The organism is Sphingobacterium sp. KH_072, from assembly GCF_057837975.1.
Map to the genome: position 1 here is coordinate 1,630,707 of NZ_CM174457.1, position 14,957 is coordinate 1,645,663.

General features: G+C 43.7%; 13 protein-coding genes. 10 read left to right on the plus strand and 3 right to left on the minus strand.

Annotation, left to right across the window (positions count from 1 at the left end; translation table 11 throughout):
- Positions 1–18: 18 nt before the first annotated feature.
- The 3 genes from AC3IRT_RS07585 to AC3IRT_RS07595 form a co-directional block, all read right to left on the minus strand.
- The gene (locus AC3IRT_RS07585; protein ID WP_489395790.1) at positions 19–1,074 is read right to left on the minus strand and encodes a threonine aldolase family protein; all 1,056 of its coding nucleotides are present in this window, start codon (positions 1,072–1,074) and stop codon (positions 19–21) included.
- 57 nt (positions 1,075–1,131) lie between these two features.
- Positions 1,132–2,406 (minus strand): NADP-dependent isocitrate dehydrogenase, encoded by a 1,275-nt coding sequence (gene icd / locus AC3IRT_RS07590; protein WP_489395791.1) that lies wholly within the window; start codon positions 2,404–2,406, stop codon positions 1,132–1,134.
- A 72-nt stretch (positions 2,407–2,478) separates the two neighbouring features.
- Positions 2,479–3,633, minus strand: coding sequence for an ABC transporter permease (locus AC3IRT_RS07595; RefSeq protein ID WP_489395792.1), 1,155 nt, complete (start codon positions 3,631–3,633; stop codon positions 2,479–2,481).
- A gap of 153 nt (positions 3,634–3,786) precedes the next feature.
- On the opposite strand from AC3IRT_RS07595, the gene fmt reads away from it, so the two are divergent.
- The 10 genes from fmt to AC3IRT_RS07645 all read left to right on the plus strand — a co-directional run bounded on the left by fmt (position 3,787) and on the right by AC3IRT_RS07645 (position 14,748).
- Positions 3,787–4,704: a methionyl-tRNA formyltransferase gene (gene fmt / locus AC3IRT_RS07600; RefSeq protein WP_489395793.1), complete on the plus strand. Its 918-nt coding sequence runs from the start codon at positions 3,787–3,789 to the stop codon at positions 4,702–4,704.
- Positions 4,705–4,762: 58 nt separating this feature from the next.
- Positions 4,763–5,422 (plus strand): YceH family protein, encoded by a 660-nt coding sequence (locus AC3IRT_RS07605; RefSeq protein WP_489395794.1) that lies wholly within the window; start codon positions 4,763–4,765, stop codon positions 5,420–5,422.
- A 24-nt stretch (positions 5,423–5,446) separates the two neighbouring features.
- Positions 5,447–6,463: a YCF48-related protein gene (locus tag AC3IRT_RS07610; protein WP_489395795.1), complete on the plus strand. Its 1,017-nt coding sequence runs from the start codon at positions 5,447–5,449 to the stop codon at positions 6,461–6,463.
- A 27-nt stretch (positions 6,464–6,490) separates the two neighbouring features.
- Positions 6,491–7,612: a lipid-A-disaccharide synthase gene (lpxB, locus tag AC3IRT_RS07615; protein ID WP_489395796.1), complete on the plus strand. Its 1,122-nt coding sequence runs from the start codon at positions 6,491–6,493 to the stop codon at positions 7,610–7,612.
- A gap of 259 nt (positions 7,613–7,871) precedes the next feature.
- Positions 7,872–8,555: a hypothetical protein gene (locus tag AC3IRT_RS07620; RefSeq protein ID WP_489395797.1), complete on the plus strand. Its 684-nt coding sequence runs from the start codon at positions 7,872–7,874 to the stop codon at positions 8,553–8,555.
- Positions 8,556–8,608: 53 nt separating this feature from the next.
- A complete protein-coding gene (locus tag AC3IRT_RS07625) occupies positions 8,609–9,172 on the plus strand; it encodes an NADPH-dependent FMN reductase (RefSeq protein WP_489395798.1) in 564 nt (187 codons plus the stop codon).
- Complete coding sequence (locus tag AC3IRT_RS07630; RefSeq protein WP_489395799.1) at positions 9,169–9,540, plus strand: hypothetical protein; 372 nt, start codon at positions 9,169–9,171, stop codon at positions 9,538–9,540. The genes AC3IRT_RS07625 and AC3IRT_RS07630 overlap by 4 nt, the downstream gene beginning before the upstream one ends.
- A gap of 17 nt (positions 9,541–9,557) precedes the next feature.
- On the plus strand, positions 9,558–10,214 hold the full coding sequence (locus AC3IRT_RS07635) for a TatD family hydrolase (RefSeq protein WP_489395800.1): 657 nt from the start codon (positions 9,558–9,560) through the stop codon (positions 10,212–10,214).
- Between the two features lie 15 nt (positions 10,215–10,229).
- Positions 10,230–10,952 (plus strand): tRNA threonylcarbamoyladenosine dehydratase, encoded by a 723-nt coding sequence (locus AC3IRT_RS07640; protein ID WP_489395801.1) that lies wholly within the window; start codon positions 10,230–10,232, stop codon positions 10,950–10,952.
- A 97-nt stretch (positions 10,953–11,049) separates the two neighbouring features.
- Positions 11,050–14,748 (plus strand): ATP-binding protein, encoded by a 3,699-nt coding sequence (locus tag AC3IRT_RS07645; RefSeq protein WP_489395802.1) that lies wholly within the window; start codon positions 11,050–11,052, stop codon positions 14,746–14,748.
- Positions 14,749–14,957: the final 209 nt, after the last annotated feature.

Here is a 14,957-nt window from a genome sequence, read left to right on the forward strand (position 1 = left end):
CGGTAGAATAAAAAAGGATTAAGCAGGGTTTGAATCTACATTTTTCTGTTTATACAATCGGATGTCTTGAATTAGGTCTTCTACGACCACTTCGGGCGTAGCCCAAGAGGTGATTAAGCGCACTACGGCCTGATTTTCATCTATTTGTTGCCAAATATAAAATTGATATTTTTCTAGCAATTTTTCAATAAGCGGTGTAGGCAAGATCGGGAATAGCTGATTGGATTGTGGAAGTGATAGAAATTGGTATCCCTCGTCTTGAATGGCCTGCGCGATCTTGGCCGCTATCAAATTGGCATGTTGCGCCAGCTTCATGTACAAATCTCCTTCAAAAAGGCAAAGAAATTGTACACCCAACAAACGACCTTTAGCGAGCAGCGCACCCTTTTGTTTCATCACAAATTCGAACTCCTTACCAACGGCACTATGATTGAAAATAATTGCTTCACCAAGCAATCCACCATTTTTAGTCGCACCCAAATAAAACACATCCGTAAATCTGCCCACATCTTCCAGCAGTAAATCACTTCCGGCAGCCATCAGGGCATGACCCAAGCGTGCGCCATCCAAGAAAAGCAACAAATCATTGGCTTTACACTGCGTGTAAAGATTCTGTAATTCGGTTTTCGAATACACGGAGCCTACCTCCGTCGTATTAGATATGTACACCAAGCGTGGCTTCACGACGTGCGGCTTCAGCTGGTAAGCTTGCAACGTTTTTTCAATATCGGAGCTTGTGAGTTTACCGTCCCTTGTCGGCACAGCAATCACTTTGTGGCCAACCGCTTCAATAGCGCCTGCTTCGTTGGCAAAGATATGGCCAGAGGTGGCGCTAATAACCGCCTCATGCGGACGTAATAATGAAGAGATTACCAATAGGTTGGCTTGTGTACCTCCGGAGACAAAGTGAATGCTAGCCCATTGGTTTCCCAGTTTTTCTTTAAGCAATTCTTTGGCCTTCAATCCATATTCATCTTCTCCATATCCCGGTTGTTGCACGAGATTGGTTTCTATCAAACGTTCTAAAATGGATGGATGCGCACCCTCTGCGTAATCATTCTTAAAATTATACATATTGTAGGAAGCCGTAATCTTTGGCGCTCAAAATTGCAAAAAAGGGAAGAGAAAGTCTTAAGAAATCGCTTTAAAGTTAGCAATGATCTGATCTGCGAAAGCACTCGTCTTTAGCAATGTCGCATTCTCCATTTGGTTATAAAAATCTATTGTTACCGTTTTATCCTTAATGGTTTTGGCTAATGCCTTGGTAATTGTGGTGGCCACTTCGTGCCATCCTAGGTATTCGAACAACATGACACCGCTTAAGATCACTGATGAAGGATTCATCGTATCGGTATCGGCAAAACGTGGTGCTGTGCCATGAGTGGCTTCGAAGATCGCATGTCCAGTCTGGTAATTGATGTTCGCACCCGGTGCGATACCGATTCCGCCGACAATAGCTGCCAGTGCATCCGAGACATAATCACCATTGAGATTCAGCGTCGCTACCACCGAATACTCACGTGGAGCAAGCAAGATTTGCTGCAAGAAATTGTCGGCGATCACATCCTTGACGATTAATTTACCAGCCTCCTGTGCTGTGCGTTGTTCTTTATTCGCTTCCTCCTGCCCTTTTTCTGCTTTCGTCCTATCCCATTGATCCCACGTGTATACTTGATCACCGAACTCTTCTTCGGCCAACTGGTATGCCCAATTCTTAAATGCGCCTTCGGTGTACTTCATGATATTGCCCTTGTGCACAATCGTCACAGAAGGCCGATTCTGGTCTAACGCATATTGTATAGCAGCACGTACTAAGCGTTTGGTACCTTCTTCGGACACTACTTTGATGCCCAAACCCGTATTTGCTCGGAAATCATAATCCAGCTTTAGGTCATTATTTAAAAAATCTTGTAGCCGTTTGCTTTCTTCGGAATCTGAAGCATATTCAACGCCGACATAAATATCTTCGGTATTCTCCCGAAAGATAACCATATCGATATATTCGGGGTGCAATACGGGTGTTGGTGTACCCGGATACCACTTCGTCGGACGAAGACAAACGTACAAATCCAATGTTTTGCGCAAGGCCACATTGAGCGAGCGAATACCACCACCAACTGGCGTAGTCAAAGGACCTTTGATCCCTACCAGATAATCCCGAAATGCCTGAATAGTTTCTTCAGGAAGCCAGCTTCCCGTTTCATTAAAGGCTTTTTCACCCGCTAGTACTTCTTTCCACTCTACTGCTCTTTCATCACCATATGCATGCGATACGGCTTGATCAAAAACCCGTACGGCAGCATGCCAAATATCCGGTCCGATACCGTCGCCAATAATAAAAGGAATGATTGGATGGTGTGGAACTTGCAGTGATCCTTCCGCGTGCAAAGAAATTTTTTCAGCCATAATGTACAATTTTTAACATCGTTATAGTCATCACGCAACCAAAACAATACCAAAAAGCACAATCTCCAAATCTTATTTGAACTGAATGGTTTTTATGGGCGAAATGCGACTGATTAACATGGATGGAATAATCAGTACGACCAATACAATCGCTACCAGACCGACATTGAGCGAAAGCACTTCGTACCAAGTAATCTGTACAGGCACAAAAGATACATAATAGATGCTTGGATCTAGTTTGAAGAATTGTGTACTACGCTGAAAGAAGTATAGTAAAATAGCCAGCACATTTCCAATTACTAAACCATAACCGATGAGGTATAGAGAATTGTACAAAAATACTTTGCGCAGTTGTGTATTGCGCATTCCAAGTGCCTTCAGAATACCGATCATGCTTGATCGCTCCAAGATGTTGATCAATAAAGCCGATACTAGATTGATCAATGCTACGATGACCATCAGCACAAAGATTACGCTATCATTCATGTCCAACAGCTCGAGCCAGTTGAAAACATCAGGCATCTGTTCGACCACATTCGTAGTGGCCATTTGTATCGGCAGTTCATCTTCTACTACACTAGAAGTAAGTGCCAATTGGGTGAAATCTTTGATTCGGACTTCATAACCGCCTACATCTTCTGGAGACATATCGTTAATCCGTCTGATCAAATCAAGCGAGCCGATGATATACATCTTATCCAATTCTTCCGAATGCGTGGTATATATCCCTTTGACTTCCAGCTTACGTTTACGAACGGGATGTTGCACAAAATACATAATAAAACTATCTCCAACCTCCAAATGCAAGCGATTGGCGGTCTGTTGGGATACTAAAATCTGGTTATCTGCATCCTCCGCGGCAAAATTGATGGTATCTCCTTCTACGATCATCCGAGATAGAAAATCTTGCCGATAGCTGGCATCAATACCTTTAATCAAGACACCTTCCACCTCCTGGTTCACATGGATAATGCCCGCTTTGCTTCCAAAAGGATATACATTTTCTACATTGGGAAGCTGTCGTATAGAATCCAGTTTGGCGCTGGACAGCGAGATCGGCGTGTTCTCGTAGGAGGTCGAAACATCGTTTTTGACGATCATAATGTCGCCAAAGAAGCCGCGCTGTTTGTCGGTAATCTCTTGCTTGAATCCCTTCAAGATAGCGACCGCCATTATGATGGCCAGAATGGCCAAGCTCAACGCACCGATCGTAACTCGAATAATCATCTTCGAGAACGTTCTATGGCCGAAAACGGTGATCCTTTTGGCTAAAAAATAGGAGAAATTCAAGCTGAAATTTTATTTTGTAACTTCGCAAAGTTAATAAAAAATGTCATCCTTGAATGATGGCAAACAAACTACAAAAGATTTACAAGGACGATGCGAATTATATTTATGGGAACACCGGATTTTGCGGTAGCCTCTCTTGATACACTAATACAAGCTGGCGAACAGGTAGTAGCCGTAGTAACTACACCCGATAAGCCAGCTGGCCGCGGTCAGAAAATGCATGAATCGGCCGTGAAACAATATGCCATAGCGCATCAAATCCCAGTTTTGCAACCCGAGAAACTGCGCGATCCTGCTTTTCTAGAAGAATTAAAATCATATAACGCAGATTTGCAAATCGTGGTCGCTTTCCGAATGTTACCCGAGGTAGTATGGGATATGCCAGTATATGGAACAGTCAATGTACATGCCTCACTCCTGCCCAATTATCGCGGTGCAGCGCCTATCAATCATGCCGTGATGAATGGTGAAAAAGTTTCTGGCGTTACGACCTTTCTGCTACAACACGAAATCGATACCGGCAATGTTTTATTGCAAAAGGAAGTCGCTATTGCCGAAACAGATAATGCAGGCGATCTACATGATGCGTTGATGCAAGCTGGTGCCACGCTATTGTTAGAAACGGTCAATGCACTGCGTGCTGGTACGCTCACGCCCACACCGCAAGATGCGATGGTGGGAGCCGATTGGAAGCATGCTCCAAAAATATTCAAGGAGGATTGTTTGATCGATTGGAACAGACCGGCCAGAGATGTTTACAATCAAATTCGCGGATTGAGCCCTTACCCAACAGCATTTACCACATTGCACGATAAGGTGCTCAAAATTTATGAAACCGTATTGGTGGATGAAAAACCGAGCATCGCAGCTGGAGAATGTGAGACGGATGAGAAAACGTATTTGCGTTTTGCCTGTACCGACCGCTATTTGGATTTAAAAGTAGTACAGATTGAAGGTAAGAAACGCATGACGGTGGGAGATTTTTTGCGCGGATATCGTTTTCCTTAACACTACAATCGAAAGGAAAATATATGTAACTTACCACATCGTATAAAAGACCTAATAGATGGAAGAACATAAACCGCTACCGATATTAAATGGGGAAGAAGCGCGCGTATTAGGCGTGTTACTGGAAAAGGCAAAGACGACGCCAGAGTATTATCCGCTCACGCTGAATGGATTAGTAACGGCATGTAATCAGAAAACATCGCGTAGACCCGTCGTGCAATATGAGGAAAACACGGTGGTAACGACGTTGGATAATTTGAGAAAGCTTGGCTTGGTATCTACGGTAGTTGGCGGAGGCAGTCGAGCGGTGAAGTACAAGCACAATTTGGCGATACAATATCCGCTTTTGCCACAGGAGTTGGCTATTATTTGTTTGTTATTACTTCGTGGGCCATTAACGCCAGGAGAAATTAATAGCAATGCCGGTCGTTTGTACGACTTTGAGTCTATTGATGAGGTCGCGCAATTATTAAGTAAACTAGAAGACAGCACACCTGCTTTTGTAAAAATAGCGCCTAAACGATCTGGACAAAAAGAAATTAGGTATATTCACCTGTTGGCAGAGTTTAATGAGGAAGAATACGAAACCGAGCAACCTGTTAGCCGATCTGGATCCAATGAGCAAATAGAGACCTTGACTGATCGTGTGACCCAATTGGAAGAGCAATTGGAACAATTGCAATCAGCCTTTGATAAGCTGATGAGTGAGCTGACCTAATTAAAAATATACACGCACCTTCTTATGAAACTATTCTCATCAATTCTTACAGGACTATTTTGCTTTGCAAGTATAGTGAGCTTCGGACAGAGCATTCAACCATTGACCAAAAAGTCAAGTTCTGGTTTTCGTGGACTAGATACCTATGGAGAACGCGTGATTTGGGTCAGCGGGACTAATGGTACAGTCGGTAAATCCTTAGATAAGGGAGAAACGTGGGAATGGGTTGATCCTGCAGGTTACGAGGAAACCGATTTTAGAGATATTGCGGTATTTAACAATTACGAAGCAGTTATCGTCAGCGCGGGCGCTCCGGCTGTTATTCTGCGAACAGTAGATGGAGGAACATCATGGACACAAGTTTATCATAATGATGATCCAGAGATTTTCTTGAATGGGATGGATTTTCACGGTGATCGTGGTTATGCCATAGGCGATCCTATTGACGGTTTTTTTCAATTGTTGCAATCAAACGATCGTGGCGAAACTTGGACGGATGTCTCCGGCAGTTTATTGCTTTTTGCAGAACCGGGTGAAGTGGGTTTTGCCGCGAGCGGTACGGGTTTACAGCTGCAGGGAGACAATCTTTGGATTGGCAGTGGTGGCTCATTTGCCGCAGTATTTCGCAGAAACGAAAAAAAGATGCTGATGTACAAAATGTTAACTCCCATCATCAGCGGCGCAACCAGTCAAGGGATTTTTTCGCTGAGCTTTTGGAATGACAAGAATGGTGTCATTGTGGGTGGAGATTACCTCCACGATCAATGTAACGAGCATAATGTATACCTCACACATGACGGTGGCGATAATTGGATAAGCCCAGCAAAACCTGTCGGTGGATTTAGATCGGCGGTAATGCATATCAGCAAACAAAAATTGGTCGCAACAGGTACTTCGGGTACGGATATCTCTACAGACGGTGGGCAGCATTGGAATACGATCTCAACAGATAGTTATAACGTGCTCGGAAAATCCCGTTCTGGAAAAAGAGTGTATCTGGCTGGCAGTAACGGACAAATCAGTGTACTTCTGTGGAAGTAGGCTATTATTAAAAGCGTAAAAATTAGTATGAAATATTATATCATAGCAGGTGAAGCTTCTGGCGATCTGCATGGAGCAAACCTGATTAAAGCATTAAAAAAGGAAGATCCTGAAGCCGAATTTGCCATCGTTGGTGGATCGCTGATGGAAGCCGAAAGCGGGCAAAAAGCATTGATTCATACTTCTCAAATGGCCTTTATGGGCTTCGTAGAGGTGATTTTTAACTTATCATCCATTGCACGTAATATGCGAGCTGTGAAAGAAGATCTTTTGCGTGTGCGGCCAGATACGGTGATTCTGATTGATTTTCCAGGCTTTAATCTGAAGATTGCTGACTTTGCCAAGAAGAATGGTATCACGACGAGCTATTACATCTCGCCAAAGATCTGGGCTTGGAATCAGAAACGGGTGTATAAGATTAAAAAAGTGGTGGATCACATGTTCTGTATTCTGCCTTTCGAAGTCGATTTCTACAAAGAATATCATTACGTCGCAGATTATGTGGGAAATCCATTGCTGGATGCAATTTCAGCACACGAAGTCAATACGAGTTTTGTGGCCGACAATGGGCTTTCGCCGATCGAAGATATCATTGCATTACTGCCAGGTAGCCGCAAGATGGAGATTGAACGTATCTTGCCTGAAATGGCAGAGCTGTATCATAAATTTCCTTCACATCAGGTCGTGATCGCTGGAGCTCCGAATTTTAATGAAGCCTACTACCGGAATATCATTGGCGATTTGCCCATAAAGATCGTCTTCGATCAAACGTATGATTTATTAAAGCATGCGGTAGCTGCAGTCGTGACTAGTGGCACAGCCACGTTGGAAACTGCTATTCTGCGTGTGCCACAAGTGGTGGTGTATAAAGCCAACCCCATTAGTATTGCTATCGCACGAAAACTGATTAAGGTCCGGTTTATCTCTTTGGTGAATTTGATTAACGATTATCTTTCTGTCCGGGAGCTTATCCAAGGCGATTGCACAGCGAGCAATATCGCCGATGAAATCGGCGAATTCATCACCAATCCCATACATCGTGCCAGCGTACTGGAGAATTACGATGTATTGCGTGAAAAGTTAGGTGAGCCAGGTGCTTCTGCCAGAACGGCAAGCAAGATCGTTGGTTATTTGAGCGCAGCGCAATAGTCCGCCATCGAAGTTACGTATTTCCGAAGCCTAAACTCAAAGGTGTGGCAGTGTCTATTGATAGCCATCACCTTAACGTTATATAGGCGTTTAGTTCACCTTTATAAGTATGGTTCCAACACGGCCTTATCCTAAAATAGCTATACAGGTTATTTAATAAAGAGCCGATCGCCGTGTCGTCTCCCTTTGTAATGACGTCATAACTTACATTAAACCTATTCCTATAGCGTGGGGTCTAAAATTATAAATATATACGCTTATGAAACGCTTACTAAGTTTACCGCTGATGTGGTGCCTGTTATTGACTGCTTGTTTCACTTACAGCACAGTAGGTTCGGCACAATATAAAGACGAGGAAAATCGCATTGAGGAGCATATCGGGAAACTCGTTTTATCCAAAAAGAAGAATAAAACATTTCGCAATAAAGGCCGTGATTCCACTATTACAGTACACATCGATACGTTGATTATGAAAGATCGTGCATCGCTGCAATTCTTTGGATTGAAGGATGTGCAATTGAAAATCGGCTATGCCGAAATTGGAAAAGATGTGGTCTTTTCAGGAATTGGCAGCAAGAATAATGCGTCCAACTTCGATATTGATATCCATTTTGCCAAATTCCAATCATTGTACGTAATAGCACGAGGAATTGATGCCATGAATGGTACGCGCACGCACCCCAATGGTGACGGTGGCAATGTCACTGTTCATTACGATCCGAACGGATTAATACCACAACAAGAAAATCACAAAGCTAAACAACATTTAAAAATAGATGCAAGTGCCGGTGGCCGCCGTGTCAATCCGCAAACGGATGTAGCTTTGGTGATGAGCCGTATCGGCATGAGTGGTGGTGGCCGAATGGGTGGTATCCCACAAGGTCAGGTTTATTCTGGATCTCCAGGTCGCGAAGGAAAGGTTGTTGTAGAAGCTGCGAACTAATAAGATAAGCTTATTGCGGTTGTGTCTTCACAAAGATAATCGTACTTTTAACCATGAAAGTTTTAGCATTTGGCGCATCGAATAGTTCCAAGTCCATCAATCAGAAATTCGCCACCAGCGTATCCAAATATTATAAGGAAGACGAGGTCGAAATCGTACATATTCATGATTTTGAAATGCCGATCTATTCGGCAGATCGAGAAAGGAAAAATGGTGTTCCGCAGCTAGCTCATGATTTTGCGGCACATTTAGATGCAGCAGATTTGATTATCATTTCTTTTGCGGAGCATAACGGCAATTACTCCGCTGGATACAAAAATCTAATTGACTGGATAAGCCGAATAAAAGGCCGAAAGCCCTACCAAGGTGCCCATCTATTCTTACTTTCCACCAGTTATGGTGCGCGCGGTGGACAGAGCGTACTGGACATTGCGACAGCACGAATGCCCTTCGATGGCGGCACGGTGCTTGAAAGTTTGGCGCTACCCGAATTCCCGGCTAACTTTGAGGATAATAAAGGCATTACCAATGCTTTGTTTCGCAGTCAGCTAGAAGCCAAGGTGCGAAAGACTAAACGGGAGATGAAGAAGATACTCGACAATAAACAAACAACATGAAGTCACGTAAAATAATTTGGTTCGTAGGCGCTATAGTCTTGTTATTAGGCTATTTTATCTACGATAGTTACAGCCAACCTAACATAAAAGACGTTCCGGGAGATTTTGAAGAAGTAGCCTTTGTGCGCAACGAACAGAATAAAGGCGGCATTATCCGAATATATGCGGTTACCGTTGGAGATCAGGCAAAGGCGCAATATGAGCAATGTGCGGACCTCTTTCCGACCAACGATTATGGTAGTGTGACCAAGATTTATTTTTTTGATAAGCAATCGCCCTATCCTACCGAGCTGACGCTCGACGAACCCCATTTTGATGGCGCAAAATTTAGTGCACTCCGTATTGTCAAAAGATACGGTTCCAAGTAAAATCTTAGACTTCCGTCGTGCAAGATAGATCGTCATTTATTGATATCCATACGCATCAAGCGGATGAACAGTCATCGTCTGCTTATCGCGTACGCAATGTAATTGTAGATCAGGATGATATTATTGATGAAGCCTGCTCGGTAGGTATACATCCTTGGTATATACGGGATGGTGGGACAGCTCAGTTAGTGACGCTTCGCGAAATGTTGCAAACTAATCCAGCCATTCTGGCTATTGGCGAGTGCGGACTGGATAAGATAACAGAAATTGATTGGGAAACGCAGGAATCTATTTTCACAGCACAACTTCGATTGGCCTCCGAATTTTCAAAACCAGTGATCGTGCATTGCGTACGTGCCTATCAGGAAGTGATCCAGTTAGTAAATAATGCACAAATCGTGCGCCCGATCATCATACATGGGTTTAACAAGAACAAGGATCTAGCGGAGCAGCTTCTACAGCAAGGCTTTTATCTTTCGCTTGGAGCGAGTGTGTTAAATGGTCGTCAGGACGAATTGATAAGCACCATCCCACTTGATCGTATGTTCTTGGAGACAGACAATTCGACCAGCCCAATCTCCCAAATTTATATGTATTTTTGCCGCGTTCGAAAGCTGCGCTTAGATCAATTGCAAGCGCAGCTTTGGGCAAATTTTGAAAAGGTATTTAATTAGTTATTTACAATAAGAATGAAAGATGTATCGTGGCTTTCTCGTACGGAAGCTTTGATTGGCGGCGACGCCATTAAGACCTTGACCAATGCACATGTGATGGTACTTGGATTGGGTGGTGTAGGATCTTTTGCGGCAGAGTTTATATGTCGTAGTGGTGTGGGCAAAATGACGATTATAGACGGTGATACCGTCGATCCATCCAATAGAAACAGACAACTTCCGGCATTAGCCACTAACCATGGTGTTTCTAAGGCCGAGATCATGCGAGAGCGCTTGCTGGCTATAAATCCTGAACTGGAACTGCAAGTTTTTGAAGAATTTGTTGTGCCCGAAAGAATACCTTTTTTTCTCGACCTAAAACCAGATTACATTATTGAGGCCATTGATAGTATCACGCCAAAATTATTTCTGATCCGATCAGCTTATGCCGCTAATATTCCGTTTATCAGCTCCATGGGCGCTGGCGGAAAAGTAGATCCTACCCAAATCCGTATCGGCGATATCAGTGATTCGTACAATTGCAAGTTGGCCAGACATATCCGCAAGAAATTGCGTAAGCATGATATTGGTCAGGGTGTAAAAGTTGCTTTTTCGATCGAATTGCCCAATAAAGCTTCTCTATTGTATACGGATGGTACCAACTACAAAAAGTCGGCCTACGGCACAATGTCGTACCTGCCAGCTGCCTTTGGCGGTGCGATTGCTTCGGCTGCTATTCGTGATTTGATCAGCACATAATACTGCGCAGTACTTGCGGTAAATCAGAAAGTAAATACGTATTTTTAGAACCGCTTGGTTAGTATCCTTTTGGTAGGATATTCCACACATTTACTACATGAACACAATGGAATCGCAAGATATTCCTCAATTCCTCTCTGGAGGTGGCGAGATGGGTGCACTTATCCGAAGTATGGATTGGTCGAAGACAGCACTGGGGCCAGTAGAAAGTTGGCCGCAAAGCTTGCGAACTTCGGTCAGTTTGTGTCTATCTTCTACCTTTCCAATTCTAATCGCTTGGGGACCAGAGACTATTCAAATCTATAATGACAGCTACCGGCCGATTTGTGGTGCAAAGCATCCTGAATCGATGGGGCAAAATTTTAGAATTTGTTGGGAAACCGCTTTAGAGGTTGTCGGTGATGCCTTTACGCGCGGCGAGCAAGGCGAAGGAACGTATATCAATGATCAGCGCATGTTTTTGGATCGCCATGGCTATCTGGAGGAAGCTTTTATGACGTTTTCGTTTGCGCCAATTCGAGACGAATCTGGCGGTATTGGCGGGATCTTCCATCCGATCACTGAAACAACCGTGAAAATATTAAGTGGCCGACGTACCAAGGTATTGCGCGATTTGGGTGCTGCATTGGGCGAAGCAAAAAGCATTCAAGATATTGCGGATGTGACACGCAAGCTGCAACCAGACTGTGAACTGGATCTACCCTTTTTGATGTTGTATCAATTAGATAGTCAACAAGATACCGTGAAACTAATCAGTTCATCAGGATTACCAACCGATGGTAAACTAACTCCCGAAAGCTTACATCTCGACATAGACACCAACAGTTGGCCTTTACAACAAAGCAGATATAGTGGGGTGATCGAAGAAGTTCAAAATTTGACGGCTATTTTTGATGATTTCGAATGCCAACCTTATCCTGAATGTCCCTCATCAGCAGTTATTCTTCCTATCCGCATTAGCGGACAAGAAGAAGCATTTTGCTTTCTGATAGCCGGCGTAAGTGCTCGCAGAGCGCTAGATAGTGATTATCGTAATTTTTACGAGCAATTACAAAACACATACAGTACATCATTTTCCAATGTATATGCTTACGAACAAGAATTAAAACGTGCCGAAGCGTTAGCGGAGATCGACCGATCTAAAACCTTGTTTTTTAGCAATGTAAGTCACGAATTCCGAACTCCACTAACCCTGATGTTGGGTCCGTTAGAAGATGTTCTACAAGACCATACTTTGCCTACGAACCTGCAAGCGCCTTTAGAATCTGCACATCGCAATGCACTACGTTTGCTCAAACTCGTCAATAATTTATTGGATTATAGCCGTGTAGAAGCAGGCCGTACACAGGCCGTGTATCAAAAAGTCGACCTGGGCGAGCTCACTGTAGATTTGGCCAGTAGCTTTCGATCGATTATTGAGAAAGCAGGCATGAACTTAGTCGTTAACGCGACACCAATTGCCAACGAGATCTATGTAGATCGGCAAATGTGGGAGAAAATCGTGTTGAATTTACTATCGAATGCCTTCAAATTTACTTGGGAAGGAAGCATTCAAATCTCCGTTTACGCGGCTGATGATGAAGCTTTTCTGCAAGTAAAGGATACAGGTACGGGAATTCCTGCCAAGGAATTGCCGCACATGTTTGAGCGCTTTCATCGCGTGGAGAATACTGCTGGCCGTACACATGAAGGATCTGGTATCGGGCTTTCTTTAGTGCATGAACTAGTTTTGTTGCATGGTGGTGAGATTAGCGTCGAAAGCAGCGAAGGTGTTGGTTCGACCTTTACGGTGCGCATCCCTTTAGGTAAAAAGCATCTTCCTGCTGGCTTGGTTTCTGAATCGGGCATCGATGCCGATACGTCTGCATTGAAAGGTGCATTTATCCAAGAAGCAGTCAGTTTGTTGGAACAAGAAGATGATACTGATTTCCAGTCGCCGCCGGTTGGTATTCCAGAAAATTTGGAGGAACAATCGTATACAACTAATATCCGCATTCTGGTTGTGGATGATAATGCCGATATGCGTGACTACCTCAAACGCTTGCTCAAACCTTATTTCCACGTTGATATCGCTACTAATGGTGTTACCGCTTGGAATAGTATACAAGCCAATATGCCCGACTTGGTATTGAGTGATATCATGATGCCGGTAATGGATGGTAAAGAATTACTTCATCTCATACGCAGTCATAAACACACCGCACGTTTACCCGTTATTTTTCTTTCGGCACGCGCCGGAGCTGAAGCACGCATAGACGGTCTGGAAGCTGGTGCTGATGATTATTTGGTCAAACCATTTGCGGCAGCAGAACTGCTAACCAAAGTGCGTGCACAAATCAAGATTATGGTCGTACGCAATCAGGCCGAACAGCAATTGCGGGCGCTTATTACCAATGCGCCAGTGGCCATCGCTATCTATCAGGGCCCTTACCATATCATCGATATTGCGAACGATCGCATGTTGCAGTACTGGGGTCGTAGTGCGCAAGATACTATCGGCAAGCCGTTGTTTGAAGCTATTCCAGAGTTGGTGGCTCAAGGCATGCAGGAGATCAAAGATCAGGTATTCCGAACGGGCGAACGGTTTATTTCTTCTGAATTTCCACTGAATATCAAGCGCAATGATGTAGTAGAAACCACGTATCTGAATCTGACCATTGAGGCGCTGCAATCGGATAATCGCATAACTGGCGTTATGGCTGTAGCCGCTGATGTAACGACCTTAATCAATGCGCGAAAAGCGCTAGAGAAAACGTCTGACACGTTGCTTTTGTCGATGGAGGCCGCCAATCTAGGAACTTGGCGAACCGATTGGGGTACGAATAATCTTTTCTTTTCGGATATCGCGTATCGGTTACATGGTATTCCGGTAGGCACACCTTTACTATTCGACCAGACGATACCAATTATTGTAGCCGAATATCGTATGCAGTTCTTAGAAGCGATTCAAAATGCGGTAGATAGCAAAGGGCGCTTTAGTATAGAATACCAGATGCAACCTGCAGATGGGTCTGCTCGCAAATGGTTGCATTCTACTGGAAAAGTCGAATTGGACGAACATGGTGAGGTCCTCGGACTAATCGGAACTTTGCTGGATATCACCGAATCTAAAGTTGATAGTCAGCGAAAAGATGATTTTATTGCAATGGTGAGCCATGAGCTTAAAACACCATTAACGGCGATGAGTGGTTATGTGCAGATCCTGCAACGCAAAGCGCAAACAAATGCCGACGATTTTACCTCTGATAAATTAGACAAACTCTTCGCACAACTGAGGAAGATGAATACCCTGATCAATGGTTTTCTAAATGTTTCTCGCTTGGATTCTGGAAAAATCCATCTGCAGCCGCAACAATTTTGCTTACGCACCTTGATTGAAGAAACGATTGATACGGCTAAAGATGTGGCAGAAAGCCATGAAATCACTTACGAAGAAGAGAATACGGTGATGCTAAATGCAGATCGGGAAAAGATTAGCTCAGTCTTGTACAATTTGGTCAGCAATGCGGTGAAATATTCGCCAAGTGGGAAAAAAGTTATTGTGCGGACTCGCGTAGCAGATAGTATGATTATCGTGAGTGTCCAAGATTTTGGAATGGGTATCAAAGCAGAAGATATCGATCACCTATTTGACCGCTATTACCGCGTAAAAAGTAAAAGCATGGAGAATATTGCTGGATTTGGGATCGGTCTTTATTTATCTGCCGAAATCGTACAGCGACATTATGGTCGCATCTGGACAGAAAGTATTTGGGGAGAAGGATCTACATTTCATTTCAGTTTGCCCATCAGCTAATAGTAGTAACAGAAAATAACTTCATCTACACCTCATAGACTACCCGATTTATCTCTCTTTCGGGTAGTTCGCAAATTCATTCATACTACATACTCTAAGTACGGTGCAGGTAGTTTTCGCATTGTTCGCGATTGCGAAAAACACCTGTTACACCTATCATAAGCGCTATTAGCACCTCTATGTAGGTAAAATGCTCATCGGCGGGGCAT

Excerpts from the sequence above, each read along its gene's own strand:
- AC3IRT_RS07645 (WP_489395802.1), top strand. The coding sequence starts at position 11,050 with ATGAACACAATGGAATCGCAAGATATTCCTCAATTCCTCTCTGGAGGT.
- AC3IRT_RS07640 (WP_489395801.1), top strand. The coding sequence starts at position 10,230 with ATGAAAGATGTATCGTGGCTTTCTCGTACGGAAGCTTTGATTGGCGGC.
- lpxB (WP_489395796.1), top strand. The coding sequence starts at position 6,491 with ATGAAATATTATATCATAGCAGGTGAAGCTTCTGGCGATCTGCATGGA.
- AC3IRT_RS07620 (WP_489395797.1), top strand. The coding sequence starts at position 7,872 with ATGAAACGCTTACTAAGTTTACCGCTGATGTGGTGCCTGTTATTGACT.
- AC3IRT_RS07605 (WP_489395794.1), top strand. The coding sequence starts at position 4,763 with ATGGAAGAACATAAACCGCTACCGATATTAAATGGGGAAGAAGCGCGC.
- AC3IRT_RS07585 (WP_489395790.1), bottom strand. The coding sequence starts at position 1,074 with ATGTATAATTTTAAGAATGATTACGCAGAGGGTGCGCATCCATCCATT.
- AC3IRT_RS07625 (WP_489395798.1), top strand. The coding sequence starts at position 8,609 with ATGAAAGTTTTAGCATTTGGCGCATCGAATAGTTCCAAGTCCATCAAT.
- fmt (WP_489395793.1), top strand. The coding sequence starts at position 3,787 with ATGCGAATTATATTTATGGGAACACCGGATTTTGCGGTAGCCTCTCTT.
- AC3IRT_RS07630 (WP_489395799.1), top strand. The coding sequence starts at position 9,169 with ATGAAGTCACGTAAAATAATTTGGTTCGTAGGCGCTATAGTCTTGTTA.
- AC3IRT_RS07610 (WP_489395795.1), top strand. The coding sequence starts at position 5,447 with ATGAAACTATTCTCATCAATTCTTACAGGACTATTTTGCTTTGCAAGT.
- icd (WP_489395791.1), bottom strand. The coding sequence starts at position 2,406 with ATGGCTGAAAAAATTTCTTTGCACGCGGAAGGATCACTGCAAGTTCCA.
- AC3IRT_RS07595 (WP_489395792.1), bottom strand. The coding sequence starts at position 3,633 with ATGATTATTCGAGTTACGATCGGTGCGTTGAGCTTGGCCATTCTGGCC.